Raw genomic sequence first — 26,381 nt, 5'->3', positions numbered from 1 at the left:
TTGTGTTTTAGTCGTAAGCTCGGCATTTTTCAACCCAGCGTGCTGCTGCCTTGGGTAGAGAAGCGAGATGGATGTGTGTGTAGGCTGCCAAGAGGTTCCCTTTGGCATAACCTTCGCTCTGAAGTCCACGCATCCCTTTAGTTTGATAGGCAAAGGGATAGGGGGCGGCAGATTCATCATAGCTCATGACCGAATAATGAAATTCATGTCCACGAATCGTCTCTCCAGCCTCCAGCAGCAAGCAATCATGCAATGCGGTTGCTTCCCGGTATCCCAATGCAGCCCGCTTCTCCTGCATGCGAACGTCCGAAGGGATCACCCCGGCCATGTGGTGGGCGTGACCCGCCCGATCCGTAAGTGTCCGGGCCAGTATCATATAACCACCGCACTCGGCGAATACAGGCATATCCCGGCTCACTGCGTTGCGGATATCTTGCAGAAAGCCCGTATTGGCAGCGATATCTGCCGCAAACTCCTCGGGAAAGCCGCCGCCCAGATATAGGCCGTTGGCGTGCTCAGGGACGCGTTCTCCCGCCAGCGGACTAAAATAGACAATCTCTGCTCCCGCTTGGCGCAGCAAATCCATATTTTCGGGGTAGTAGAAATTGAACGCCGCATCTCTGGCGACAGCAATGATGGGACGTTCCCCAGTCTCGACTTCATGTCCTGCTGTGGGAGGCTGATCTGGAGGAAATAATGGGTGCTCGGGCAGACTGAGCGGCGGAGCCGAATCCGCCAATGCCCGGATTGCATCCAGATCCGTACCCGCGCGAATCAGCTCTGCCGCCCGTTGGAAGAGCGGCTCCAGCTCGCCGCGTTCTACAGCAGGCACCAGGCCCAGATGACGCTCGGGAATATCCAGCCCGTCATCGCGCTTTAACCAGCCGAGCACAGGGATGCCGCATTCCTGCTCGATTGCCCTTTTGACTATGCCGTAATGCCCCTGGCTACCGCAGCGATTTACGATTACACCCACAATGCGCAGCTTGGGCTCCAAACGCTGAAAGCCAAGCACGATTGCGGCCGCGCTGCGTGCCATGCTGCGCACGTCGACGACCAGCAATACCGGGCTATCCGTCAGCATGGCGATTTCGGCGGTCGAGCCAATATTGCTGAGCGGGTCCTTGCCGTCATATAGCCCCATGACGCCTTCAATCACGGAGATATCTGCGCCTTCGGATGCGCGGATAAAGGTTTCACGCACCGTATCCGGCGAGGTCATCCAGGAATCGAGATTACGGGAAGGCGTTCCGGTCGCGGCCGTATGATAGGTCGGATCAATATAATCCGGACCGCACTTAAACCCCTGCACTCGCAGGCCGCTGTCGGCGAACGCCTTCATCAGCCCGAGAGTCACAGTCGTTTTGCCCGCGCCGCTGCCCGTACCGGCGACAACGATACGACTTCTGCGTGCCGTGGCAGACGAGTCTGGCTGTATAGCCTGCTTCATATCGTCAGTCATAGGAAACCCGCGCTACAGACAACGTCATATTTCCGCTTTTTTTCTTCTCCAGCAGCCAATGGTCCGCACCGGAAGACAACAGGGCTGATGGTTCGCTGACCCCATAGGCGCCAGTGTATTTGAAGACAGTTTCCGATGGATTGGGAAGCTGCACCGTGTTCAGCTCTGACGGAGTGTACGTCACCAGCTCCCAGCCGTATTTGGCGCAGAGGGCAAACAAGCCCTCTTCATCCTTTTTCAGATCAATCGTAGCAATATTCCGTACGCTTTTTACAGACAAACGCAGCTCTTGCAAGGTGTTCAGCACCCCAGCCTCCAGCTCCTCCAATGCAGTTCCCCGATTGCAGCCAATGCCAAGCACCAAGCTTTTAGGACGATACAGCACGCCATTAGAAAGAAACCTCTCCTCTTCCTCAGGCTCCAACAAACGGTCACTTACGACCAACGCGGCGTTGAACGGTTCTTGTGCCGCTTCCGCCATTGAGGCATATACCTTGATATGTGCAGGTACTGGCTTGTCATAGCGCCACCAGTTCCGTTCGCCTGTCTCTTGTATGAGTACAACGGGCTCCTCGTTCACAACAGCGGCGCTCACAGGCGTGGCCTTATCGAAGCTATCGACCACCCAACCCAATTCCCGACCCAACATATCCACTGGAATCGTGCCCTGCACGTCCGATGCAGTCGTGATTACCGCACGTGCCCCCAGTACAGCGGCTACATGACGGGTCAATTCATTTGCGCCGCCCAAATGCCCAGACAGTACGCTAATGACATGTTCTCCGCGATCATCAATGACGACCACGGCTGGGTCTACCTTTTTATCCACCAAAATCGGTGCAATCATACGAACCACCGCACCGAGGGAAATAAATAAAATAATACCGTTATATTGTTTGAATAAATCCGGCAAAATCAGTTTGACCGAACCTTCGAACAATTGAATGCCACGCTCCTGCTCGTCTCCACGCTCAAACTTGGACATGTAATACACATCCGTACCCGGAAAGCTGGCTCCCAAATTGCGGACCATCTCGACTCCATGCTTCGTGATCGCCACAGCGGCAAATGGATTACTCACCAGGCTTCACTCCCTTTCGGTAGCCGTGGGTGAACGACTTGTCATATAACTTGGAACGATGTGCGTCCTTGTCCACCAACCCCGGGTCGAGCGCCCAGCCTGCCAAAATCATGGCATGCATCGTTATGCCCGCTGCGCGCAGATCGGTTGGTAATTGGGCAAGCGTCGTGCGCACGATTTTTTGGTCCGGCCAAGTTGCGCGCTGCACAACGGCTACAGGCGTGTCTTCGCTCCAGCCAGCCGCCAAAAATTCAACGACTACCTTCTTCGCCAGCGTTGCACTGAGGAACAGCGCCACTGTACAGTGATGGGATGCCAGATCACGCAGCTTTTCACGATCCGGTACAGGTGTACGGCCTTCGGCACGCGTCAGAATGACCGTCTGCGTCAAGTCAGGCACGGTTAGCTCTGCACCCAGCACGGCCGCAGAAGCAAAGACCGAGCTGACGCCCGGTACGATTTCGTAGGCTACTCCGCGCTGCTTCAGCAGCACCATTTGCTCCAAAATCGCACCGTATACTGCCGGATCACCTGTATGTACACGGGCTACACTGCGCCCAGCCTGCACAGCCTCGCTCATAATCTCGACCTGCCGCTCCAAATCCATGCCTGAGCTTTGCAGTACCTGTGCCTCCGGCTTAGCCGTAGCAATCAGCTCATTGTTCACTAGTGAATCCGTGTACAACACCACATCTGCCGTACGTAGAATCCGGGAGCCTTTGACCGTAATCAACTCCGGGTCACCAGGGCCTGCTCCTACGATATATACCTTTGGCTCCAACGTCATTTGCTCACCACCATTAAACTCAAATATTCAAGCTCCTGTCCGCGCAGCTCACGGGCGTTGTGCCATACCATTTCATAAGGAGACGTAACTTTGGTAATGACAGAGGCACGATCGCCAAGATTGAGCTCGTCCAGCACATCCAAAATCAAATCCAGTACCTTGGCGACCTTGATAAATACGACTGTATCGTGATTCTCAATGGCCCGCTTCATCGCTGCCCGATCCTCCGTAGCCGGAATAATACCTACCTGTTGGTCTCCGTCTGCCAAAGGCAATTCCAGCGCTGCCGCTGCTCCCAATACAGAAGAGATGCCCGGAATAGATACAATCGGCACCTCGGGATGAAGATCCTTCATAAGACGCGCCAAGTGAATAAAGGTACTGTACAGATTAGGGTCTCCCTCTGTGACAAAGGCTACATCCTTGCCCTGACTCAGAGCTTCCCAGCAAGCAACTACCGTTTTGTTCCACTCCCGCTCCAGTACAACCGGGTCTTTGGTCATTGGAAAAATGAGTCCCAACATCTCCTTTTCCTCCGGGTTAACGTATAATTCCACAATCTCGTGAGCATACGATTTGCCTCCCCGGCGCTTCTTCGGATATGCCACAACTTCACATTCCTGAATCATCCGGTACGCCTTGACCGTGATCAGCTCGGGATCACCCGGCCCCACGCCTACGCCGTAAAGTGTTCCTACTGCCGCCGTATTCATGCTGTCTCTCCCCCTCTTGATTTACCAGCTTACTCCTCTGCTGCTCCGTCAGCCACGTCTACCGGCGGCTGTCCTGTAATAACATATATCGGATTGAGTCCGTCAAAACGAGTCATATTCAAAATCGGCTTGCTACGCGCTGTTTGCAGTAACGTCACCGAGGTTTCGAGTCCTGCGGCTTGCATCGCCTTCATACCGTCATGTAGCGTCTCAATGGTTGCAGCATTCACTACAATTCGCCCATCCTTACGCAGACGGGAAGCGCACAGACGAATCAGTTCTGCCAGTTCTCCTCCACTCCCTCCGATAAACACGGCATCCGGGTCTGGCAGCTCGTCCAATCCGGCAGGTGCTTTGGCATGGATCACTGGAAAATCAGTGCGGAATTTGACCTTGTTCGCTTCCACATTGGCCAGATCGCCTTCATTCTTCTCAATGGCAAACACTTGCCCGTACTTGGCCAGCCGCGCACATTCCACAGCAACAGAACCGGAGCCTGCGCCGATGTCCCATACGATGCTTCGCTCGGTCAATCGCAGCTCGGACAAGCTAAATACGCGCACTTCACGCTTCGTGATCAGCCCTTTTTCCGGCTTGCGCTGGTGAAATTCCGCATCCTCGAAGCCAAATCCCCGGCGAATCGCTGGCATGTCTTCTCCCTTACGGCGGCGCAAAACAACCACGTTCAGGGGTTGGAAGGTTCCCTGCGCCATCTCTTCCAGCGTATAATGCCGATACGTCTCATCTGGTCCTCCCAAATGCTCGCCGACAAAGGCATCATATTCCGTCATGCCAAAATGCAGCAGATAAGCGGCAACCGCGGCGGGATGATTGCGGTCATCCGTCAGCAGCGCGATCTTGTTCTGTCCATCGATCCGCTGCGCCAGTCCGGTCATCGGACGACCATGCACACTTTCCAGCACCGCATCCTGCCAGCTTTCACCGAGACGTGCAAACGCCAGTTGAACCGAACTGAGATGGGGTAAAATATCCAAGTGTTCAGCCCCCAGCTTGGCAGACAAATAACCTGCAATTCCAAAAAAAAGCGGATCGCCTGACGCAAGCACGACAATATCCTTGTGCTCACGCAACCGTCCCAATTCTTCCACCACGGCGGATAAGCCGCTCTTTAATGTTCGTTTTTCTCCTGCGGCTGCCTCGAAAAAGGCTAGCTGGCGCTCACCACCAACCAGCAGGTCGGCACGCTCGATTTGTTCCAGCGTCTCCTGCGACAGACCTGCCGCTCCATTTTCACCGATACCAATGACACGAATTACTCTACTCACCGACTCTCGCCCTCCCCAGCACGTTCCCTTTCAGCGTTACCAGTACCATTTCCACGGTGATTCCACCACCTGCATGCTCCAGACAATGCTGACACCCATAGGTACATAACTTTTCAAAAAAGCTCAGCGCATTCGCTTCGGTCATCATATCCGCCACCTGCGTAGCTGTATTCGCCTCAGCTACTGCCGTTGCAAGCGACTCGTCCACACCTGCCTCACGCGCAACCTGGGCCAGAAATCCAAAATCCACCGGAGCGCTCTTGGAGTGAACCATCATGACACCCTGAGCAACCTTCGACAGCTTGCCGGGCATACCGACGAGAATAATCTTCTTCATTCCCAATCGTTTGCCATGCTTGACTGCAAAGCCGACAAAGTCGCCCATCTGAATAAAGGCTTCTTCCGTCAGCTGATCGTACATTTGCATTGCATATTTTTCACTGCTGCCGCCTGTGGTCAGGACAATTTCCTCGCAGTTCATCGCTTGTGCAACCGATATAGCCTGCACCACGCTGGCTTTATAAGCAGACGTGGAGAACGGAACGACTACACCGCGTGTGCCCAGTATGGAAATACCGCCAAGAATGCCAAGTCGCCCGTTCAGCGTTTTCTTGGCGATTTCCTCGCCGTCCGGCACACTGATGACGACACGGACACCCTTGGCCGATCCGTGCTCCTCAAGCACGCCAGATACGGCCTCCGTAATCATCCGGCGCGGCACCGGATTGATCGCGGCTTGTCCGACAGGCACAGGCAGACCGGGCTTCGTTACCCGCCCGACGCCGACGCCGCCGTCCAGCTCAATACCCGGCTCCTCACGCCAGCTAACAGAGGCGCTAATTCTCGCCTGATGCGTGGCATCCGGGTCATCGCCACCGTCCTTGATCGTCGTGCAGGAAGCTTCGTCCGCATCCAACACAGGCTCGATCAGTTCAAATGCATGATCGAAGCCCGCGGGCAGCGATATCACCGCTTCCTTCGGCGCTATGCCCGTAATGAGCAGTTGTACCGCTCCTTTGGCTACTGCAGCCGCACAGGCCCCCGTCGTAAAGCCTGACCGCATCGGCTTGTCCGGCGCGGGAGCTTCACCACTTTTCATCCGTTTGGGCCTGTCGGCGGACGTCGCTTCCTTTTCCATGCCAATTCCTCCTTAACCTCTTCTGCTGATCATGCTCTAATTCATTTCATGATACAGCAAACGAACAACCGCATCTAGCGGACAGCCATTAAGGAGATTGCATTCAATGCTGCTACGACAATCGTGCTGCCGCCCTTGCGTCCAATATTCGTAATGAACGGAATATCCAGCTTGCGTAGCTCGTCCTTGGATTCTGCCGCCGATACAAAACCTACGGGCATACCAATCACTAGTCCAGGCTTAGCCGCTCCTTCTTTCACCAGACGAATCAGCTCCAGCAACGCTGTCGGCGCATTACCAATCGCATAGATTCCACCTTCGCCCGCCTGAATCGCTTTGCGCATCGAAATAATGGCACGTGTCGTGTTCAGCCTTTTGGCTTCTTCCATCACGTCCGGGTCAGATATGTACACATGAACATCCCCGCCAAATTGACGGATGCGATCCTTGCTCAACCCCGCCTGAATCATCTGCACATCTGCCACCACCGGCTGTCCTGCGCGAATAGCTGCAATTCCGGCTTCAATGGCTTTTGGATGAAATACCATGCTGCGGCCCAACTCAAAATCAGCAGATGCATGAATGACACGCTGTACGACAGGATATTGTTCAGCTGTAAATGGATGCTCTCCCAATTCTTCTGTGATCATTGCGAAGCTTTTACCCTCAATCTCCTGCGGCTGTACCGTTAGCGGTTTAAAGTCTGTTTTAAAGTCCATGGTATCGACCCACTCCCTTATGGAAAATTAGTTTAGGAAAAATAACTGCTCGTGTATTAAAACAACAGATATTTCTATTAAAACACGCATTTTAAGATGACTATATTTTAGATACATGCCAGCAGTCGTTATGGATTAACTGAACCCGTAGGGACTTGAACCAACTCAAATGGAAATCTTCCCTGTTGCTGTGCGCAATGTATCAATTACTCCGTCGAAATGATCAAATACCGTACCAAACTCTACTTCCGGTCTGGAAATCAAAATGACGTGAATACCCAGATCCAGAGCAGATTGAACCTTCTCATCCACTGCTCCCGTGCGTCCGCTTTCCTTGGTGACCATCACGGTTGTACCAAAGTGCTTGTACAATGCTTCGTTCATCTCACGGGAAAAGGGCCCCTGCATGGCAATAATATTTTTTTGCTCCATCCCCAGTTCGCCGCATTTCTCCATATTGTCGAGGCGCGGCAACATACGTGCAACCAGACGAATCTCCGGGTCTCCGAGTAGATGCTTGGTGAATGTGCCGAGCGTCTTACTGCCCGTCGTAAGCATGACAGAGCCTTTGAGTTGCTTAGCAATTAATGCGGCCTCTTCATAAGAAGACACAATATGGAGCAATGGATGATTGTCATACACCAGTCCCGTCCGCTCGTAGCGAATATAAGGAACTCCAGACTCGCGAGCAGCTGTCATCGCATTCGCATGTGCTTCTTCTGCAAAAGGATGACTGGCATCAACAACGGCCTGTATCCCCTTCTCCCGAATCATTGCACCCATTTCATTGGCTGTCATTCGGCCTGTACGTACGTCCAGCCCTGCTTCGGACAAGCTGGCCGCCGCGCTTTCGGTTACGACCGAAGTTAATACGTTAAAGCCGGTGTCACGGATTTGCAGCGCCAATTCCCTTGCATCGCTCGTTCCGCATAGCATAAAAATCATGAGCCATTCACCTGCCCGGTTACGTTCACTACAGACGGCGCATGTGAATGATCGTGATCATGGTCATTATGGCTGTGAGCATGGACATGCGCATGATCGTGAGCGTGGCTGTGTGTATGGTGCTCGTGATGGTGATCATGCTCATGTGCATGATGGTGGTGATGGTGATGGTCATGATCATGGTCGTGATGGTGATCGTGGTCATGGTCGTGATCATGGTCGTGGTGATGATGGTGATGCTCCTGCGCTTCCAGACGGAACTGGCAGTTATCGCAATTAGCCGTAACCTTGCCGAACAAGCCTTCGTTAGCTCGCTCCAGCACCAGCTCAACTAATTGAGGATGGAAGCCAAAATATCCGCCCATTTCCACTTGTAATGCAGGGTGAGCCTCGGCGAATTCCTGAGTCATTTCTCCAATGCGCTTAATCAGCACACCTGTGAATAGAAAATACGGAAGCACGATAATCTTTTTGGCCCCCAATCGTACACAACGCTCTAGGCCATCGGGAAAAGAAGGCTGCGTCACACCGATAAAGCTGCTTTCTACCCACGTATAAGAAAGCTTCTCCCACAGCATACGAGTGATTTTGAAAAAGTCACTGTTCGCATCTGGATCGCTGCTTCCGCGTCCTAATACAAGTACCGCTGTTTCCTCGTCAGACACCTCGGTAGATGCCTCTACAGCGCTATTTATCCCTGCTGGAACTGCAACAGGGCGGGCCTCTTTCAAGCGGTTAAGCAGTATGCTAACGATTTTTTCGTGAACGCCAATCGGACGTCCGTATACAAATTCCACCTGCGGGTATTTTGCCTTTGCCCGGTCGATTGCCTTCGGAATATCAATTTTGGCATGCACTGCTGCGAACAAAATAATCGGAATAAAAACGACACGTGTCGCCCCTTTGTCCACACACGCCTGTACTCCTTCGGCAATACTTGGGCGTGCCAACTCCAGAAAACAGGTTTCTACACACGTACCTGGCGCCCGATCTGCCACCGCTTGCGCAAATTCCAGTAGTTCCTGATTACCCTCTGGGTCCCGACTTCCATGTCCAACCAACAATATTGCATCCACTGCTGTGTTTTCCTCCTCATTGATAGGGATAGCCTACATGACGCCCTATTTTATATATATGCTTGTATCCTGTTCATCAAGCCTACCAACCCACTTAATCACCACAAACCGCGTTAACTTCTACTGTTGCTGGTGCATCTTCATGCCGGAAACCCGCAACGATGCCTACACGTTTAAAGAATTTATGAAAACGCTCGTTCGGATGCCCTTTTTCCTTATATTCAGCAATAATGTTCTCCACGATATCCGTAATCTGATCACCAGGAATTCCTTCCGCTACGGGCTGAGCGGCATGAGCATTTCGGCCAAATTTTTTGCCACCAAGGAAAAGATCGTATCCTCCCTTGCGATAGACGATTCCGATATCCTCCAGCACCGCTCCATAGCAAGCCATGCCGCATCCATTCAAAGCAATACTCGTTTCCTTGGGTGCCTGTAATCCGCCAAGTACAACCTGTAGATGCTCAGCCACAGGCACCGCATCATCTTTCTCCATATTGCAGAAGTCGCAGGCCTTCACCTTAAACACATCGCCGATCGGCATGACAATGAATCGTTCATCCCGAAGCCGTCCGACCAGTTCCTCGGGGTCTGCGCACGGCACGCGCAGCACGATCTGATGATCTGGCGTGTATTCCAGCTCGCCATCATCACCCGCTACCTCGGCGAGCAATGCCATCTGCCGAGCAGTGAACTTCTTGTTTCCCACGCCAGGGGAAACCCCCACCTCAAACAGCGCAGGCTTGCCAAAGCCGCCTGACGCCTTCCCAGTCGTAGCCACCGTTGCTGTTCCGACGGCGCTCTGGGCGGTAGGCGCTTGCCCGCTCCAGCGAGCATTGGCTTCGCCCGGCAGCTTGCCGCCGACAGCTAGGCGGCTTAGTGCCTCTGCTGCCAGCGATGCTGGAGCCGCTCCGGTTGGCTTCGCGGGCGCAGCCTGCACGGTAGCCATCGCTTGCGGGCGTGCCTGCGTGGCAACCGCAGCGCTGCTCGCGGAAGGCTCGGGAGACGCAGTCAGAGCTCCACCTCCCTGCGGTGTATCCAGCGCGCGATCCTCTTGCGCGCCCAGCGACCACGGCTCCGCTTCCGTGCGAAGCCGCTGATGCGGTTTGAGCACTTGCTCGGTCGCGTCCAGCGTGTATTTGCGCTGATAGCCGCGCGGAGTCACGATTAACCCGTCATACACTGTCGTCGAGGAATTGCCGATGATTACGGTCGTCAGCATCCCGATATCATGGTTCAGCATATCTTCCAGCGTCGTTACAATAACCTGCTGACGTTCACGATAAGCACTCTTCACCAGTCCAACTGGAGTTTGCGGATCACGGTAACGGAGCAAAATGGACTGCGTCTCCACAATCTGGCGGGTACGTCGACCACTGCGCGGGTTGTATAAGGCAATCACAAAATCAGCCGAAGCCGCAGCTTCTACACGCTTCACGATCGTTTCCCACGGGGTCAGATGATCACTCAGACTGATTGTGCAAGCATCATGCATAACCGGCGCTCCCAACAACGAAGCACAGGATTGAATAGCCGAGATCCCCGGCACAACTTCTACCTCAACCCCGTCCTCGCGACGCCAGCCTTTTTGCATCAGCACTTCGTACACCAGCCCTGCCATGCCATAGACCCCAGCATCTCCACTGGAAATGACGGCTACCTTCTTACCCATCTCTGCTTGGCGAACCGCCTCCTGCGCACGGCTCACTTCTTCTGTCATCCCTGTGCGTACAATCTCCTGTCCGTTCAACAACGGACGGATCAAATCAACGTAGGTATTGTAGCCGATAATGACCTCACTTTCGGCCAGCGCATCCAACGCCCGTTTTGTGATATGTTCCATATCTCCTGGTCCAAATCCAATCACCAGCAATTTTCCTAATGGGCTCATCGTGCTCCTCCTATCATCCTTTTCAGGGCAGCTATACTATCTATTTCAATAATTTGTGGCATCCTTTAACTCAAAAAAACCCCATCCTGCCCGGATGGGGTTCCTATGTACGTATCTCTCTCACCAGACGAAACAGCGTAAGAAGACAGTTCTTGTCTTCCTCCTATCTGCCGTTGTTTTCCATCTGTTTTGTTTACGCTTCAAACGCTGCTGCACGTTCATATCCACGCAAACCTGTAACCAACATGGAAAAAGCAACGTGTGCCTGATTTCCTGATTTCGTACACCCATCCTCTCCGCGAAGGTTAACGGTGCATACAGATCAAGGTAGGTCTCCTGGCTTGGCATCAACGGATTCTCTCGTCTTCCCCGTTTTGTACGAGTGACCATTTAAAAGAACCCTCTTCCTTACAGTGGCGGGACCGCTCGGGACTTGCACCCGATTCCCTGTTACCCTTTGCTCAACCGCAAAGGCACCTTGTCTGTCCGCTATTTGATTATGGGTCTTATCATAACCTTGCCTCAATCAGTTGTGCAAGCACGAAAAAAGCTTTATTTCAAGTTATCTGCTTTATTTTTCAACATATGCAGCAGTTCATCCGGGTCCGCAGATATACTCAGTAGCGCTGGATGATCAGCTCCGGTAAACCCTTCCTGCACGCTATGACGTACCATTTCTACCAACGGGTCAAAATATCCATTCACATTCAGCAGCCCAATGGGCTTGCGATGTATACCGATTTGCGCCCAGCACAATACCTCGAACAGCTCCTCAAAGGTTCCCAAGCCTCCCGGAAGGGCTATAAACGCATCGGCCATCTCGCTCATCGCCGCTTTACGTTCATGCATGCTTGCTACCTCAATAAACTCGGTAACTCCCCGATGAATGATCTCTGCATCGAATAACAGGGTGGGCATAATGCCGGTGACCTGACCTTCACCCGCCAACAGTCCATCCGCCACCTTACCCATCAGCCCTCTGCTGGAGCCACCATAAATTAAACGGATATGCTGGCGAGCCATAGCTTCACCCAGCTTGCCTGCCGCCTCAACATATACCGATGAATGTCCAGGTCTGGACCCTGCAAATACACAAATAGAATTCATAAACGTCTCAGCTCCTGTCCTCATATCATGCATCGAAACTTATTCATTATATTAGATAAATATTTTCGCTATTACAAAAAACTTTGCGATGCATGTCCAACAAAAAAAGATAAAGACCTCGTAGGCCCTTATCTCTATTTTACTCTGTATTAGTAAATATAAGTTCATTTTTAGCTTACTGCATTTATCAGTTCTAGCTCATTTCAAATGACCGTTCACGCTCTTCAGACCACAGCCATGTACCGAATCGCTATGTTCGAAATATTTGCCCAGTTCCACCATCATCGCACCCATGCGCTCTTCAGTTGGAAATACGACTCGTTCAATCCCTTCTTCCAAAATGGATTGTGCAGTCACCTTGCCTACCGATACAGCAATGACATCTTCACGAAAGGCTTCCAGTAAATCCTCCATTCGATTTTGCTTTCTGGCATATTGGGCCAAAAATCGAATTTGCGGACCACTCGTGAACGTAACGGCATCAATCGTACGGTTTATAACATCATCTAGTAGCGCCTGCAATTTTGCTTCTTCAGGTGGGATATGCTTATAAGGAAGTACTTGGCGGGTCACTGCGCCTTGCTCATCCAGCCACTCTACCAACCGAGGGGCCGGGTCTCCATGCAGTTGCAACAGTACTTCCTTCCCCTTCAGATCATATGGGGCAAAAGCCCGTGTCAATCCGATCAAACTTCCGTCCTCGTCCCGTACTGCTGGCGTAAAGCCACGCTTTTTGAGTCCATTGACCGTCTTGTAGCCCCGTGCTGCAATGTTGGAGGATTGCAGCAACTCTATAATCTGCTCGGCCACGCCCATATCCTCTGCCATATCGAACAGAGCATCCAGTCCCATACCTGTCGTGAAGATGTACCAGTCCGGAGGGTTCTTCACCCACGATACAACAGCGTTGCGCAGCTCGATATCATCCAGAAAAACAGTCCCCTGGGCCGGGCGTTCTACTGGCTCGCCCCCCATCTTCATAACTAGCAACGCCATTTCTTCTGCTTTACGGGGACCGGCAAGAGCGACTCTCTTACCTGCCATGCGTTGTGCCATGCTGTTGCCTCCCTTGTAGATGTCGTATTTCTTTCTACCAAGTATACAATCAGAGAGGCAAAAGACAAATAAGAATTACTTTTTCGATAAATACAGTAATCTTATAAGTGGGCGTGTCCTGTTTCGCTTTCCTGCTGACCTTCTTTCTGATCACTTCTATCCCTCTCCCTGCCAGATGATGAATCATCATCACCTCTCCCTTTAAATTTGGGTCGGAGCAACATCCACAGCAAGAAGGGCATGAATACAAAAAAGATGACCATCACCGCAGTCCATTCCCGGCTGAAATCATAAATTTGTACGATGTTGGAGAACAGCATAAACGAACAGACATAACCTAACAAACCTAAGGGCCAAACCATCAGACTCCCCCAGACATGGGCAAACATGCGCTTTACCGCCAAACTGGTAACGTACAGATCAATTCCAATCTTCGTAAGAAAGGCTGGTACGGTCAGTGCTGCCACGAACAAGTCGAACCGATCCAGGAAGTCCGTTAGTTGCAACTGACGCACCAGTTCATACGATGGATAAAACAGTCGTGACAAGATAGGAACTCCAATCACCAACTCCGACAGCAACACCAGCATGATTATAATAGCGGTTCCGAGTAAATGCCCCAACCACGCACTACGTCCATTATAGCTCTTCCCAGAAATCACAAAGGGAACCATCATGATATCGGCCATATAACCTAGCATCCGCCAACTGCCTTTAATAACTCCTTCTACTTCCGGATGTAAATAGGGTCTCAGCATCGAAAAATCCATATTACGTCCAAAAAAAAGCGGCATAGTCAACAACGTCACAATCAACAACGGTACAAAAATCTCGGTCATATTGACGAGGGTACTTATCCCCCTTTAACCATAAATGCCAGAGTCAACAGCACAATAAGAGATACGATCACAATCGGAGTCAGCGGCAAAAGCACCACCTCCACCAGATCGGTAATAATCCTCAAATCCCGCGCAAAAATGATCAGGAATAAAATGAAATAGACTGCAAGCACCATACGTCCCAGCACAGGGTGAGAGCTTACCATCGCCTCCATCAGATCCTGATCAGGGAAACGCCGCTTGAGTTTCAACATCGCCCAGATCGGCAAGCATAGCACGATGGCCGCAATTGCACAGGTCCAGTAGGCATGCTGATTCGCGTGATCTGCTGCCTGCGCCGGAGCATGTATAAGGGTAATACCGACCTCCATCAATACACTAAGCAGCACAATTTGTCTGGTTGTGAACTGTTTCATGCAGGTACATCCTCCTTTTGCCCGCAGGCATCCATTACACGATTTACAACGTAGGGGGGAGCCACATGTCAATAAAGCGGGTCAGCCAAGTAGCCACATAAACAGTGCTCTTCGTCGATGTGCCATAAATCCAGATGCCAATGCTAATGACATACAATACGCGGGAGACCCAGCGATTGACGGCAGGTGCATTGCTAATACGTTTACGGTCAATCAGATACATGAAGATCATAGCCAGCAATAAAGGTAATAGAAATACTTTATTCATTCTGGATTTGCTCCTTTTTGACCCCGAATGGCTTGGTGACCGCCCCGATATTCTCAATATGCACGACCGGATCTATGGTGACCTCCACCTTGGGATACAATTGCTCCCACTGAGGTTTAATCCGTTTCCACTCATCCGGGTGATTCGTAATAATAGCCCGGCCCAGGCCAAGCACGTCTGAATGATACTTTTGCTGAATCACATGAACAGCCTCTCCCAGCTCCCTCTTAATTTCCTCGACCGTTTGCTGCTCCAGCCACTTCAAATTCTCCTCCCTGGAAATATCGAAGCTCGTCTCATTTTCCTTCACATTCCCATTGCAGTTCATATGAACCGTCATTCGAATTTCGTCCCCCCGAATAAAAGGCTCGATATGAACTTTATTTTCGATGAGATGCACAGATATATAGCCTCTACCTTTGGGAGGGGGGATAAAAATTTCTGTTTCTTTGGCTTGCTCCATACCCAACAGCAGAAACCGACTGAGGTGGTTATCAATAATCCCTGTTAATCTGTCTTGGCGAAAGACAGCCAGTCCATCGACCTGAATATTTGTCTTCTTGTCTTTAAGACTATCAGGCCCATTCTTCACCAGAGACATTACCGGCACTACCGGATCAATGCCTTCCAGCAGGACGGAATTCATCAGCAATTTAACGGAACGAGGTTTCTTCATATAGGAAAAGTTGAGCTCACGCACCATTTCCGCTGGATATTGCTCAATCGGAGCATCTGCCTGAAGCATTTCCATCGCTGACCCCTTTGTAATAACAACAAGGGAAGACAGGCGGTTCTGCGGAATACGTGCAATGACATCCATCATTTTGCTAATTCCTTCTCGGGCTAGCGTCTCCCCGAGCAGCAGCACCCGTCGATGAGAATAATTCAGTGTTCGCGAAACCTCTCGCTGTTCCTCAGTACTTGCTCCCCGGAAGCTTGGACCTGTTTTGGACTCCAGGTAGTAGGACTTCGTACCACTGGTACCCCCCCCTCCTCCTGTGCTGCCCGAAGATCCGAGCTGTCCGGGCAGAGCAATTTGCATCGTTACCCGGTATTGATCGCCTTCCTTATCCAGTCCGGTACCCATCACAAAGGCCACATCATTCACTTCACGGCGATCCCAACATCCTCCCAAAAGAATAGAACAAAGCAGTAGACAACAAAGTACAGCTGCTTTACGTATTTGCTGTGTATTTGATGTGGGCTTCATCACCATCCCTCCTCGGTTTTAGGCGATCCGTTCATCTCTTTCTTCGCTCGTTTGTTGTTGTCCTTACCAATCCATGAAGGACGTTTGGTCATTTTCCACCAAGGTGCACGGACGATAATATCCTTTTGATCCATATGGTTGTACGGGCTATATCCACTCATATAAGGGACACCAAACGATGTTAGCTTGGTTAGGTGCGTAGCAATCAGCGTTGTCGCAATAATGATGCCAAACAAGCCAAATAAACCAGCCATCAGCATGATTGGAAATCGCAGCAGACGAACCGTAATGGCAAAATTAAAACGCGGTATGGTAAACGAGGCAATACCTGTGAGCGACACAACAATAACTATTGGCGCCGATACGATTCCTGCCTGTACTGCGGCCTGACCAATAACGAGCGCCCCAAGGATACTGACGGCCTGACCAACCGTTTTGGGGAGACGAATCCCAGCTTCTCGCAGCGCCTCAAAGGAAATTTCCATCATCAATGCTTCCACCAGGGCTGGAAAAGGGATGGATTCCCGAGCCGCCGCAATACTCAATATGAGTGTCGTCGGCAGCATATCATGATGATAGGTCGTCACCGCTACATATAATGCTGGCAGAAAGAGAGCCATGATGAGAAAAAGAAAACGAATCCAGCGCACCATATTACTGATGAAGAAGCGCTCGTAATAATCTTCGCTCGCTTGCATCATTTGCCACATCGTGACTGGTCCAATCAGGGCAAAAGGCGTGCCGTCCACAAAAATGGCAAACCGTCCTTCCAGTAATTGCGCGGTGACGGTATCGGGACGTTCGGTGTATTCCATTTGCGGAAACGGTGAATATGGGTGATCCTCAATCAGTTCCTCAATATATCCAGTCTCCAGAACACCATCAATTTTAATATCGCTGAGGCGCTTTTTAACATCCTCCACCAGCTTCGGATCTATGATCCCTTCAACATAGGTAAGGACGACGCTCGTTTGAGTTTCTGTTCCGAGGGTCATGCTGTGCATCTTGAGCTTGGAGGTCTTCAGCTTGAATCGTAGCAGTGCCGTATTCACGCGAAGTGTCTCTGTGAAACCCTCACGTGGCCCACGAATAACAGCCTCGGTCTGCGGCTCCTCCACGCCACGGCGAACGCCTCCCTTGGCGCTGAAAATATAAGCACGAGCCGTTCCATCTACGAACAGAGCGGCATTGCCGTCCAGTATCGCTGCCGATACCTGCTTCCATTCGTCCATCGTTTTGGTCTGGGACATGGAGATACGAGTCTCATCCAGCGGCTCCAATTTGCCGTTCACTTCAGGGTCCTTGAGCATCATACCCAAGATGACAGGCCGCAAAATATGATCCTGCAAATCCTCTGATTTTACCGTGCCTTCGAAATATGCCAGCAACCCTTTTCGTTCAGGGGAAATCATGAGCTCTCGGTAGACGATATCAGAGCATTCCTTGAAAATATCACGCATTGCGACCCTATTGTCTTCCAGACTGCTGCGCAGTGGCTCTTCCAGCCATGAAGACTCAGGCAGCCCTTTGGGCACACGAGCATTTCGTGTTTTGCGTTCAGCGGCTGGAACCGCTCTCCGGCTCCACGGTAGCTTTGGCAGCTTGGGAAAGCGCCCTTTCTTCATCGTTAGTCCCCCCTTTACGAATAAACCGATCAGTTAATATGACATATAGGATGTACCAGCCTGCAAAGGATTATGTATCCAATGAACTCACCATCTTGAACACATAACAAAAAGACCCTGCAATGATGCAGAGCCTTCAAAAATCAATTATACATCCGAACATTTATGATCAAGAAGATTTAATCTCCCCAATACTCCTCGGGATGGTATTCAATCTCAGAACCGGCTTCGAACGTAAGCTCGCCGATCTGAGCATGATATTGTACACTTTCCGGGGTGACGTAATACCAATGCTTTACCACGAATCCGCCATCTGCGGGTGTTACAAAACGAAATACGTTCAGCTCCTCGCTGAAACGCACAATCGCCTCCGCTGCCTCACTCGGCAACTCTTGAAGCGTGAAGCGAAACACGCCGTCCGCCGATTCCAAACGACAATCGAAACGCTGCTTGCGGCTGTCAGCAAAGCTTCGCCCTGTGACGGCATGCTTGATCAGCCATGTTTCCTGCTGCGCCATTGTGCGCACCTCCTTTTAGGGCAAATCAATCAACATATAAAAAACAGAATCCTCTGCCTTCAGTGATAGCTTCGGCTCCTCCTCTATACGAGCAGAATCTCGCTCTTGCAGAAGATGCTCACCGTTGACACGCAGTGAGCCCTCGATGACGAACAGGAACACGCGCCGACCCTCGGCCTGTGTAAATTCTACTTGTTCCCCGGGCTGAAGCTTGCTTAAATAAATCGTTAAATCCTGATTGATTGAAGCTATTTCACCCTCCGTGCCTGGTACACGCTTTCCAGCAACGACAGGCAGAAGCTGACCATGCAGACGCTCCGTATTGAACGCTGTAGTCTCATAGGAAGGTTGCAATCCTCTCGTGTGCGGACTAAACCACAATTGCAGCAGACTGACATCCTCGGTTTGCGAAGCGTTGTGCTCCGTATGAATGATGCCGTGGCCCGCTGACATTCGCTGAATGCCTCCAAAACGGGTCACCGCCACATGTCCACGGTTGTCTTCATGACGCAGCTCCCCATACAACACAATGGAGACAATCTCCATATCGCTGTGCGGATGCGCCCCAAAGCCCCGGCCCGGTGTGATAACATCGTCATTACAGACACGCATAGGACCAAACGCTGTATTGTTCTCATCCTGATACTCCGCGAATGAAAAGCTGTGGCTCCCCCGCAGCCATCCCTTATCGAAGCTGAATCGGGAAGCAGCCGGATATATTGTAAACATAATAGCCCTCCTTCAGGATGAACAATGAGATCAAATCCCTCTCATTGTACCCGAGCCCAAGCGATAAAGCTACGCTTCTGTCTGAGTAGTAATTTCATCTATAAAAGACTGCAAGGTACTGGTAACGAAGGCCTCCTTACGGCGGATAAACACCGTTGTCACTTCATTGTAAGGCTCTGGGATGGCATGACCGCACACAAGACCTTGAGCCACCAGCCCGCTGATCGAGGATTCGGGGAAGACGGTCATTCCAATGCCTGCCGCTACACTGCCGATAATCGTCTCAAATGTCCCAAACTCCATGATCCGCTTGGGGATAATCCCCTCCATTTTGAGCCAGGTTTCCAGTCTTCCCCGATATCCGCAGCCTTTTTTATATACCAGGAGCGGACGAGTTGTAAAATCGTCAACCGAAAAGTCATTTCCTTGAGATACGAGGACCAGCTTTTCCTGAAATACATCAAACTGTTCAATGAGCGGATGCTTGACTGGTCCGGTTACAAAGGCTCCATCCAGTCGCATTTCTGCAACCTCCTGCACCAGTGATTCCGTAACCCCGGCCTTGAGGGACAATTCGACATCCGGGTACTTACTGTAGTAAGCATGTAAAATGGCCGGAAGGGCAATGACAGTCTCCACGATACCAATCTCCAGCACCCCTGAAGGTGTAGAGGTGTTCTGAAACGCATGCTTCATTTCCTCAAATTGCGATAAAATGCTTTTCGTATATTGCAGCAGACGCTTGCCCTCAGCATTGAGGATCATCCCCCGCTTATGTCTATAAAATAAAGGCGTCTGCAGTTCCTTTTCCAGCAGCTTGATTCTGGCCGTTACATTGGACTGGACGTAGCTAAGCTCAGCTGCAGCCTTGCTGACACTGCCATGTGCAGCCACCGTCTGGAAAATGTTTAAATCGTTCAGATCCACTACTGTTCCCCCTTATTGTGAAGGGCAAGGACCACCAAAATTGACGCGCCTTGTCACTTATCATCATTTTAAATGATCATAATGTTTATTTTCAATCATTTTACCAACAGCTTCCTATCCTTTATGATGTGTCCATAAGATATGTCCGCTGAGACCGGCAAGGAGGAGCTTTTGTACAGCATGAACAAACAGATCATGACCGGATCTTTACTATGCCTGATCGCCAGTATGTCCTGGGGGGCGATGTTTCCGGTTTCGCACATTGCATTACAGCATATTAATCCACTGTACTTTTCATTTTTGCGCTATTTATCGGTTACACTCATATTAATAGTGCTATTGTGGCTCAAAGAGGGACGGACTGCATTTCGCTTTGAGGGCAAGGGCAAGGTGTTATTGTTCTTCGGAACTATGGGATTTACCATTTATAATATGGCCGTTTTCCAGGGACAGCACGCGATGGGGGCAGCAGGTACCCTTGTAGCTGCTATTATGGAAGTGCTAATGCCGATGATCTCCATTGCGATGGTGTGGATCATGACCCGTAAAATGCCTCCAAAATATACATTAATCAGCATGTTGATTGCGCTGGCTGGGGCATTACTGGTTATCACGAACGGCAAATGGACCTTTTTCACGCTTGCCGGACAACATCTATTGGCGCTGCTGCTTATTTTCGTGGGTGTCGTCGGTTGGGTCGTATATTCCATGGGAGGCAGTCATTTTGCAGGGTGGTCTACTCTTCGATATTCAACCTTGACCTGCCTGCTTGGAACTCTGGTTTCTTTTGTAGTCGTGACCTTTGCCTCTGCTTTCAACTGGATTGCAGTGCCGGATTGGCAGCACGTATGGTCAGTCAAATACGAAATGAGCTTTATGATCCTGCTTCCAGGGCTAGCGGCCTTGCTGAGTTGGAATGCCGGAATCCGCAAGCTGTCTCCGCTAAACGGTATTCTATTTATTAATTTTGTACCGATTACCACGCTGGTACTTATGTATTTCCAAGGCTATGCCATTAGCCGTTTTGAACTGTACGGGACTGTACTGGTCATTTTCGCACTTATTCTGAACAATATGTTTCAGAGAAGCTCTCTGCGTCCGTCCAACAGCTCACGGGGTGCCCGTTTCCGTCTGAATCGCCGCAAGTCGTTCAACGGTGACTTCTAACCCTGCGAACCAAAATTATGATAAAACATCAAAAAAAGCGCCTGGATACGGAATATAACCTCCGGTATCCGGGCGCTTTTTATCATTTCAGGATTTTTTTTCAACCTGGAAACGTCCAACCAATTCGCGCAGCTCCTCTGCCATTTGGCTCAGGTCTGCTGTGGATGAAGCAATTTCCTCGATGGAAGCCAGCTGTTGCTCAGCCGCCGCTGAGATCGACTCGGTGTTGCTCGCTGCCTCGTCCGAGATGTGGGAAATATCGCTCATAATATCTGCGACGCCTACAGTCCCCCGTGCCATTTCCTGAGTCACTCCAGTAATATCATGGATATGCCCCATCGCGCGTTCGACAGCCTGACTGATTTCCGCAAAGGAATGCTCGGATGTGGTTACCGAATCAATACCTTCCGTCACCCGTGCCCGCGCTTGTTGCATCGCGCCCAAAGCATGGTTCATATCCACCTGCATCGCTTCAATGCGCTCCGAAATCAAGGTAGCCGATTTGGCAGATTCCTCAGCCAGCTTGCGTACCTCTGTAGCAACCACGGCAAATCCTTTGCCATGTTCCCCAGCGCGTGCGGCCTCAATGGATGCATTCAATGCCAACAAATTAGTCTGTTTGGCAATACCAGATATAACACTGATAATATTCACGATTTCACCGGAACGCTCACTCAGGGAGTCCATAGCTTGTCCAAGATCATGAACAGTCTCGTCGATATCATGCATTTTCTGTACAGCCTGCGTAGCAGCCTTGCTACCTTCCTGTGCTGACTCGGCGTTCATCTTCACATGTTCAGATACACCCACCATACGCTCGGATACATCCGCTGCTTGCTGAGCCAGTCCCTCCATACTCACAGAGCCATGCTTGACGCTTTGTAACTGACGTTCGCTGCCTACAGCCACTTCCTGAATAGCAATAGTAACATGCTCAATAGCTTGGGTCGTCTGATCTGCACCAGCAGCCAGCTCCTCCGCTGAAGAACTTACCCGATCTGTCGTTTCGCGTACGCTTCGAATCATCGTGCGCAAACTATCCACCATGGTTTGAAAGTGAGCAGACAGTTCACCTACCTCATCTGTTTTTCCAGTTTCCAAATCACCCGTCAAATCTCCTTCGCTGATTCGTTCTGCTGATTTTTGCAGCTTACGAATCGGTACCAGAACAGAACGGGTAATTAGAAAAATCGCGATAAGCGCAATTACCAACGAGGCAGCCAGCACGAAAATAGTTACATAACGCATGGCAGCGGTGGCATCGTTAATCTCGGATTGATAGAAGGTACCTGCAATTTTCCAGCCGGTATCCTCATTCGTTACATAAGTCAAATATTTCTCGCGACCTTCATGCATATATTTAAAATTCCCGCTCGGCGCAGTATACAACTTATCAAGCGAATTCTCCTGAGGAGATGAACCCGCTTTAGCCGTAGGATGGACCACGAATTTCTTCGAATGATCCAAAATGATGATATACCCCTCTTGGCCCACTTTGATGGAGGCCAGTTTACGTACACTTTCCAGATTCAGAGAGATCCCGATAACTCCAGACTGGTCGGAAAGCGTCCGAGATACTACAACAACAGGAATACCCGATGAATTGATGATAACAGGCGTAATTGCAACCTTACCGGGCTGCTTCATCGCTTCTATGTACCATGGTCGTGTGCGAGGGTCAAATGTTCCTTCATCCTCCTTAGGCACCCCCCGGATCATCAAGCCCTCTGGTGTACCGACAAAAATATCTGTAGCATCTTCGTGCAAGCCCTTGTATTGGATCAACTTGGGCTCAATCAAGGGGCTATTTCGACCATCAATCATCGAACCGTCGAGGCGTTCCGCCAAATATCGCACATCTTCAATTTTACTGGCGATTGCATATTCAATCACGGAGTTAGCTGTCGTTACCCCCTGATTTGCACTGCTGTAAAGCTGTTTCTCCATAGCATTATATGATGATTTATAGGTTGCAATGGAAATACTTAAACTCGGAATCAGCAAAACAAGCAAAAAACCTAAAATTAACTTGTTCCTGAGTGTCCAAATTGTCTTTCTCTTTCGCCTTGTTCCCATGTATCTTTCTTCCCCTTTGCTTAAAAAGCGATATATTTGTATTACATTCAATGTTAGTTATATCGGTTGAAAGCAGCAAATGATTTACAAGAAAATTTCACAAAGGAGCAAAACAAAAACCGCGCCCTATGAGACTAAGGACGCGGTTATATGAATATTTAGACCTGTACGTTACTATTTTCAGCCTTTTTACGGCCAAACAACTGATCAACCGCCAGAAAGCGTCCACCGACAAGGGCTTGCTGAAGACTGGTAAATAAAATCAGGAGATCAAATTCAATCGAGCCAAAAGGTTGTCCTTTTTTTGCAGTCAGCAATACTCCGATCATTACGATGGTCAATGCTGCTCCAGCCAGTCGTGTTCCAATACCCAGAACCAGTGCAATCCCTCCAACCAACTCAACCGTAGCGACCACAGGGCCATCCAGCCTGGGAGTCCGAGGCTCTGGAAGAAGCCGGAGGTTCCGTCTAGTCCCTGAAACTTTTGTGCACCGTGAACGATAAAAATAACTCCTGTAAAAATTCGTACCAATAACAATCCAATATTCGCAAGCGTTTGATTCATAAGCTCATCTCCTTTAAGTTGTATACCGATTAGATAATTAACACTACAAAATGTAGTGTTATACATATCAAGAACTGGTAGCGCACAAGGCGCCACCTTCTATGATACATATTGCCAAACTAGATTAACGCCAGTGTAAACATAAGCGTTAGCATGACGAGTACATAGCCTGAAAACATAATCGAACGCCAAGGCATCTGAATGGTCGGCTTTTGTTGAGGGTCTAGAATACGTGAGATCCGATAATTAATGGACGTTTCTGCAAAAGAGGAACAAGCGGCGGAGTTTACCAGACGGGCATTAGCGGGTGTCATACTCAGAAGCTTGAGCAATGCGCTCCCAATTCCAACCGGTGAACCGGCTCGATGAATCGCTTCGTTGTCCGCCAAGATTTCACGGGCCGTCTTGTAATGGTTGGTAATGTGACGTAGCACCGGCAAGTAAAACAGCTGTGTAGCGCACATTTGCAGGAACCAGGTCTTCAATGGATCATAATGCTTCATATGATAGGCTTCATGGTATATAACCGCTTCTTCCTCATGCTTGTCCAGTACGGACAACAGTGCAGAGGACAATACAATTCGCGGCTTCCATAAACCCATTGTGAAGGCAGCAGGCTTGGCATAATCAATGACCCAAATTCGATCGGTCCCGAGTTCGCGATATCGCTCACCCAGTGCTTCGGTCAACGGCAGGTCGCGCATTCGATGCAGTCTGCGGAAAGCCGCCCTGGTAGCCATGCACTGTCTGACTGCTTCTCCTCCGGCGATACCGAAGGTTACAAAAACCAGTCCACTGAGCGCATCCACCATGTAGCCGATTCCGTAGTGCTGCAACAAACTTCTGCAAATTTGAAACACGTTAAAATTCAATTTCCAGCCGAAAACATGCTGCCCGGCGTACATCCCCATCTGCATAAGGGCAAAACCCGAAATCAAGGCGCCTGCTGTAAACAGTAATTTAGAACGTGTTTTCCACATCGTCTACATATCCTTTTTCCATTGTTTAATTTTTTGTTCCAAACGTTCAATCAAAATCGGATCAGCTACTTCCAGAGCATCAATCATATGATTGACAGCAAGCGGACCAAATTCATCCACCAGTTCGTGACTCAGCTCTTTGGATTGCTCATCCATAAACTCTTCTCTGCTTAAAACAGGACGGTATAAGGACGTTCTCCCGCGTATACCTTTGCTCAAAATCCCCTTTTCCACTAAACGATTCATCACGGTCATTACCGTATTGAAGTTAAAGTCCCGATCCCCCTCCAATGCGGTCTGCACTTCTTTGATACTCCGATCCGAAGTGGACCATAAAATATCCATGATTTTGGCTTCCAGAGGCCCGAAAAATCGGTTAAGTCCGGTTTCGCCAGCTTTAAAATTCAGTCGTTTCATAAGAAGCACCTCACACTACCGATTGTAGTGTATGTATCCTGATAAAGTCAACTGTCACACCTAGTGTCAGCTTTAAGCACCATATACAAACCGCCGAATGGTATCCATCCGGCGGAATTTATCGATATTCATAACTTTCCGTTTAATCTGCCAATCTGTATCCTACACCTCTTACGGTTGCTATATATTCAGGCTCCGCAGGTCGATCGTCCAGCTTCTTGCGCAAACTTTTGACATGCACATCCACAACATTGCTGCCGCCGACAAAATCGGTTTCCCAGATATCATGCATCATTTGCTCGCGCGAGATCACTTTTCCTTGAGAATCTATCAGCTTCAATAGCAAATCGTATTCTGTTTTGGTTAGATTCAATGGATTCTCTTCCTTATATACCAACATTTTATCACGGTCAATCCAGATATCCTTGAACACCGTACGCTGACTGGTTTGCGCTGCCTGGCGGGAAATCACCGGATGACGCACAATCATCCGCTCAATGTCATGCACCATTTGGTTGGATGCTAGTGGCCATATCAGTACCTCTTCCGAAGGAAGCAGCTCATGCGCACGTAAAGACATCCGATCCTGAACCACATACATGACTGGTGTGTCTTTCATATATTCATGCTCAAGATCATTGCGGATACTCAGCAATTCACGCCGTGGATCAGTGGCGGTCAAATCGTAAATCAAGAGGTCGCTCCCCAAATGACGCTGCACTTCAGGCTCCCAGCGATGGAAGACCATTACGTCAAAACACGCATCTGACAACGTACGCACCACACCGTGGACTACACCCGGTACGGAACTGATCAGGATGATGCGACGCGTGGTCGGACAATACAAAGGTTCATTAGAAGGAACGGTCTGCACCGCAGGTGTAGACGGGGCAGACAACATCGATGTCCAACTGCCCTTCACCCGTCTAGGCATGTCAGCTACTTTAATACGATTCGTTACTTGATTCGCTTGCTTTGACATTCCTTACACACTCCTCCGAATACGACATGGGCATGGGCAATCGTATATCCCGTTTCATGCGCAACCGTATCAATCCAATCGTGTGGGACTTCACTCATCACTTCATCTACTCGGCCGCATACCTGACAAATAATATGCTGATGATCGTCCATCCGACCATCATAACGACTAGCAGCTTCCCCTAGTTTCAGCTCACGGATTAATTCCTTATCCGTTAAATAACGCAATGAATTATAGACCGTTCCATAGGCCAGATTATATCCGCGCTCCATCAACCGATTCATAACATCGGCAGCGGTAGGATGATCGTGGGCCTCACGGACCACATCATATACCGCTTGGCGCTGCGAAGTTAAATTTAAAGTTCTCATACCGCATCTCCCTTAACCAACGCAGATTAT

Annotated in this window: 24 protein-coding genes, 2 pseudogenes and 1 riboswitch; of the genes and pseudogenes, 1 reads left to right on the top strand and 25 read right to left on the bottom strand. The window is 50.1% G+C overall.

Going from position 1 to position 26,381, the window contains the following annotated elements; genetic code table 11:
* Window positions 1-7: 7 nt before the first annotated feature.
* From G7035_RS10255 to G7035_RS10165, 19 genes and pseudogenes are all read right to left on the bottom strand, one after another.
* Window positions 8-1,462 carry a cobyrinic acid a,c-diamide synthase CobB gene (locus G7035_RS10255; RefSeq protein ID WP_019688866.1) on the bottom strand — a complete coding sequence of 485 codons (1,455 nt, stop codon included), beginning with the start codon at window positions 1,460-1,462 and terminating at the stop codon, window positions 8-10.
* Window positions 1,455-2,543 carry a cobalt-precorrin 5A hydrolase gene (locus G7035_RS10250; RefSeq protein WP_019688867.1) on the bottom strand — a complete coding sequence of 363 codons (1,089 nt, stop codon included), beginning with the start codon at window positions 2,541-2,543 and terminating at the stop codon, window positions 1,455-1,457. The genes G7035_RS10255 and G7035_RS10250 overlap by 8 nt, the downstream gene beginning before the upstream one ends.
* The gene (gene cobM, locus G7035_RS10245; RefSeq protein WP_019688868.1) at window positions 2,536-3,330 is read right to left on the bottom strand and encodes a precorrin-4 C(11)-methyltransferase; all 795 of its coding nucleotides are present in this window, start codon (window positions 3,328-3,330) and stop codon (window positions 2,536-2,538) included. Before cobM ends, G7035_RS10250 begins: the two co-directional genes overlap by 8 nt.
* Entirely contained in the window at window positions 3,327-4,043 is a 717-nt protein-coding gene (gene cobI, locus G7035_RS10240) for a precorrin-2 C(20)-methyltransferase (protein WP_019688869.1), read from the bottom strand. Before cobI ends, cobM begins: the two co-directional genes overlap by 4 nt.
* A gap of 29 nt (window positions 4,044-4,072) precedes the next feature.
* Entirely contained in the window at window positions 4,073-5,329 is a 1,257-nt protein-coding gene (gene cbiE, locus G7035_RS10235; protein WP_019688870.1) for a precorrin-6y C5,15-methyltransferase (decarboxylating) subunit CbiE, read from the bottom strand.
* A complete protein-coding gene (locus tag G7035_RS10230) occupies window positions 5,322-6,467 on the bottom strand; it encodes a cobalt-precorrin-5B (C(1))-methyltransferase (RefSeq protein ID WP_019688871.1) in 1,146 nt (381 codons plus the stop codon). The genes cbiE and G7035_RS10230 overlap by 8 nt, the downstream gene beginning before the upstream one ends.
* Window positions 6,468-6,541: 74 nt before the next feature.
* Window positions 6,542-7,186 (bottom strand): precorrin-8X methylmutase, encoded by a 645-nt coding sequence (locus tag G7035_RS10225; RefSeq protein WP_013373522.1) that lies wholly within the window; start codon window positions 7,184-7,186, stop codon window positions 6,542-6,544.
* A gap of 165 nt (window positions 7,187-7,351) precedes the next feature.
* Window positions 7,352-8,131, bottom strand: a complete 780-nt coding sequence (gene cobK / locus G7035_RS10220) for a precorrin-6A reductase (protein ID WP_016822798.1) — start codon at window positions 8,129-8,131, stop codon at window positions 7,352-7,354.
* Entirely contained in the window at window positions 8,128-9,207 is a 1,080-nt protein-coding gene (locus tag G7035_RS10215; protein ID WP_019688872.1) for a sirohydrochlorin chelatase, read from the bottom strand. Before G7035_RS10215 ends, cobK begins: the two co-directional genes overlap by 4 nt.
* A 94-nt stretch (window positions 9,208-9,301) precedes the next feature.
* A complete protein-coding gene (gene cobJ / locus G7035_RS10210; protein ID WP_019688873.1) occupies window positions 9,302-11,098 on the bottom strand; it encodes a precorrin-3B C(17)-methyltransferase in 1,797 nt (598 codons plus the stop codon).
* Window positions 11,099-11,407: 309 nt separating this feature from the next.
* Window positions 11,408-11,593: riboswitch (cobalamin riboswitch) on the bottom strand.
* A gap of 57 nt (window positions 11,594-11,650) precedes the next feature.
* On the bottom strand, window positions 11,651-12,205 hold the full coding sequence (locus G7035_RS10205; RefSeq protein WP_019688874.1) for an LOG family protein: 555 nt from the start codon (window positions 12,203-12,205) through the stop codon (window positions 11,651-11,653).
* 198 nt (window positions 12,206-12,403) lie between these two features.
* The gene (locus tag G7035_RS10200; protein WP_017428594.1) at window positions 12,404-13,261 is read right to left on the bottom strand and encodes a uroporphyrinogen-III synthase; all 858 of its coding nucleotides are present in this window, start codon (window positions 13,259-13,261) and stop codon (window positions 12,404-12,406) included.
* Window positions 13,262-13,362: 101 nt separating this feature from the next.
* Window positions 13,363-14,516: pseudogene (locus tag G7035_RS10195) on the bottom strand (GerAB/ArcD/ProY family transporter).
* Between the two features lie 43 nt (window positions 14,517-14,559).
* Window positions 14,560-14,784: a hypothetical protein gene (locus tag G7035_RS10190; RefSeq protein ID WP_016822791.1), complete on the bottom strand. Its 225-nt coding sequence runs from the start codon at window positions 14,782-14,784 to the stop codon at window positions 14,560-14,562.
* The gene (locus G7035_RS10185) at window positions 14,777-15,994 is read right to left on the bottom strand and encodes a Ger(x)C family spore germination protein (protein ID WP_019688876.1); all 1,218 of its coding nucleotides are present in this window, start codon (window positions 15,992-15,994) and stop codon (window positions 14,777-14,779) included. The genes G7035_RS10190 and G7035_RS10185 overlap by 8 nt, the downstream gene beginning before the upstream one ends.
* Window positions 15,994-17,619, bottom strand: coding sequence for a spore germination protein (locus tag G7035_RS10180; RefSeq protein ID WP_016822789.1), 1,626 nt, complete (start codon window positions 17,617-17,619; stop codon window positions 15,994-15,996). The genes G7035_RS10185 and G7035_RS10180 overlap by 1 nt, the downstream gene beginning before the upstream one ends.
* A gap of 179 nt (window positions 17,620-17,798) precedes the next feature.
* On the bottom strand, window positions 17,799-18,137 hold the full coding sequence (locus G7035_RS10175; protein ID WP_019688877.1) for a hypothetical protein: 339 nt from the start codon (window positions 18,135-18,137) through the stop codon (window positions 17,799-17,801).
* 15 nt (window positions 18,138-18,152) lie between these two features.
* Window positions 18,153-18,866 (bottom strand): pirin family protein, encoded by a 714-nt coding sequence (locus G7035_RS10170; RefSeq protein WP_019688878.1) that lies wholly within the window; start codon window positions 18,864-18,866, stop codon window positions 18,153-18,155.
* A 69-nt stretch (window positions 18,867-18,935) separates the two neighbouring features.
* Window positions 18,936-19,793, bottom strand: a complete 858-nt coding sequence (locus tag G7035_RS10165; RefSeq protein WP_016822786.1) for a LysR family transcriptional regulator — start codon at window positions 19,791-19,793, stop codon at window positions 18,936-18,938.
* A 180-nt stretch (window positions 19,794-19,973) separates the two neighbouring features.
* On the opposite strand from G7035_RS10165, the gene G7035_RS10160 reads away from it, so the two are divergent.
* Entirely contained in the window at window positions 19,974-20,960 is a 987-nt protein-coding gene (locus G7035_RS10160; protein WP_025366067.1) for a DMT family transporter, read from the top strand.
* Between the two features lie 87 nt (window positions 20,961-21,047).
* Here the strand turns inward: G7035_RS10160 and G7035_RS10155 are convergent, their stop codons facing one another.
* From G7035_RS10155 to G7035_RS10130, 6 genes and pseudogenes are all read right to left on the bottom strand, one after another.
* Complete coding sequence (locus G7035_RS10155; RefSeq protein ID WP_019688879.1) at window positions 21,048-23,036, bottom strand: methyl-accepting chemotaxis protein; 1,989 nt, start codon at window positions 23,034-23,036, stop codon at window positions 21,048-21,050.
* 158 nt (window positions 23,037-23,194) lie between these two features.
* Window positions 23,195-23,601, bottom strand: a pseudogene (locus G7035_RS10150) (DoxX family protein).
* 119 nt (window positions 23,602-23,720) lie between these two features.
* The gene (locus tag G7035_RS10145) at window positions 23,721-24,581 is read right to left on the bottom strand and encodes a M56 family metallopeptidase (protein WP_016822783.1); all 861 of its coding nucleotides are present in this window, start codon (window positions 24,579-24,581) and stop codon (window positions 23,721-23,723) included.
* 3 nt (window positions 24,582-24,584) lie between these two features.
* A complete protein-coding gene (locus G7035_RS10140; protein ID WP_016822782.1) occupies window positions 24,585-24,998 on the bottom strand; it encodes a BlaI/MecI/CopY family transcriptional regulator in 414 nt (137 codons plus the stop codon).
* A gap of 142 nt (window positions 24,999-25,140) precedes the next feature.
* Complete coding sequence (locus G7035_RS10135) at window positions 25,141-25,980, bottom strand: response regulator transcription factor (RefSeq protein WP_019688880.1); 840 nt, start codon at window positions 25,978-25,980, stop codon at window positions 25,141-25,143.
* Window positions 25,956-26,351: a Fur family transcriptional regulator gene (locus G7035_RS10130; RefSeq protein ID WP_013373543.1), complete on the bottom strand. Its 396-nt coding sequence runs from the start codon at window positions 26,349-26,351 to the stop codon at window positions 25,956-25,958. The genes G7035_RS10135 and G7035_RS10130 overlap by 25 nt, the downstream gene beginning before the upstream one ends.
* Window positions 26,352-26,381: the final 30 nt, after the last annotated feature.

The sequence above is a fragment of the Paenibacillus polymyxa genome (assembly GCF_015710975.1).
Lineage (GTDB): Bacteria > Bacillota > Bacilli > Paenibacillales > Paenibacillaceae > Paenibacillus > Paenibacillus polymyxa.
This window is presented reverse-complemented; position numbering and strand designations above follow the sequence as displayed.

Excerpts from the sequence above, each read along its gene's own strand:
- G7035_RS10255 (WP_019688866.1), bottom strand. The coding sequence starts at position 1,462 with ATGACTGACGATATGAAGCAGGCTATACAGCCAGACTCGTCTGCCACG.
- cobM (WP_019688868.1), bottom strand. The coding sequence starts at position 3,330 with ATGACGTTGGAGCCAAAGGTATATATCGTAGGAGCAGGCCCTGGTGAC.
- cobI (WP_019688869.1), bottom strand. The coding sequence starts at position 4,043 with ATGAATACGGCGGCAGTAGGAACACTTTACGGCGTAGGCGTGGGGCCG.
- G7035_RS10230 (WP_019688871.1), bottom strand. The coding sequence starts at position 6,467 with ATGGAAAAGGAAGCGACGTCCGCCGACAGGCCCAAACGGATGAAAAGT.
- G7035_RS10225 (WP_013373522.1), bottom strand. The coding sequence starts at position 7,186 with ATGGACTTTAAAACAGACTTTAAACCGCTAACGGTACAGCCGCAGGAG.
- cobK (WP_016822798.1), bottom strand. The coding sequence starts at position 8,131 with ATGATTTTTATGCTATGCGGAACGAGCGATGCAAGGGAATTGGCGCTG.
- cobJ (WP_019688873.1), bottom strand. The coding sequence starts at position 11,098 with ATGAGCCCATTAGGAAAATTGCTGGTGATTGGATTTGGACCAGGAGAT.
- G7035_RS10205 (WP_019688874.1), bottom strand. The coding sequence starts at position 12,205 with ATGAATTCTATTTGTGTATTTGCAGGGTCCAGACCTGGACATTCATCG.
- G7035_RS10200 (WP_017428594.1), bottom strand. The coding sequence starts at position 13,261 with ATGGCACAACGCATGGCAGGTAAGAGAGTCGCTCTTGCCGGTCCCCGT.
- G7035_RS10190 (WP_016822791.1), bottom strand. The coding sequence starts at position 14,784 with ATGAATAAAGTATTTCTATTACCTTTATTGCTGGCTATGATCTTCATG.
- G7035_RS10185 (WP_019688876.1), bottom strand. The coding sequence starts at position 15,994 with ATGAAGCCCACATCAAATACACAGCAAATACGTAAAGCAGCTGTACTT.
- G7035_RS10180 (WP_016822789.1), bottom strand. The coding sequence starts at position 17,619 with ATGAAGAAAGGGCGCTTTCCCAAGCTGCCAAAGCTACCGTGGAGCCGG.
- G7035_RS10175 (WP_019688877.1), bottom strand. The coding sequence starts at position 18,137 with ATGGCGCAGCAGGAAACATGGCTGATCAAGCATGCCGTCACAGGGCGA.
- G7035_RS10170 (WP_019688878.1), bottom strand. The coding sequence starts at position 18,866 with ATGTTTACAATATATCCGGCTGCTTCCCGATTCAGCTTCGATAAGGGA.
- G7035_RS10160 (WP_025366067.1), top strand. The coding sequence starts at position 19,974 with ATGAACAAACAGATCATGACCGGATCTTTACTATGCCTGATCGCCAGT.
- G7035_RS10155 (WP_019688879.1), bottom strand. The coding sequence starts at position 23,036 with ATGGGAACAAGGCGAAAGAGAAAGACAATTTGGACACTCAGGAACAAG.
- G7035_RS10145 (WP_016822783.1), bottom strand. The coding sequence starts at position 24,581 with ATGTGGAAAACACGTTCTAAATTACTGTTTACAGCAGGCGCCTTGATT.
- G7035_RS10140 (WP_016822782.1), bottom strand. The coding sequence starts at position 24,998 with ATGAAACGACTGAATTTTAAAGCTGGCGAAACCGGACTTAACCGATTT.
- G7035_RS10135 (WP_019688880.1), bottom strand. The coding sequence starts at position 25,980 with ATGTCAAAGCAAGCGAATCAAGTAACGAATCGTATTAAAGTAGCTGAC.
- G7035_RS10130 (WP_013373543.1), bottom strand. The coding sequence starts at position 26,351 with ATGAGAACTTTAAATTTAACTTCGCAGCGCCAAGCGGTATATGATGTG.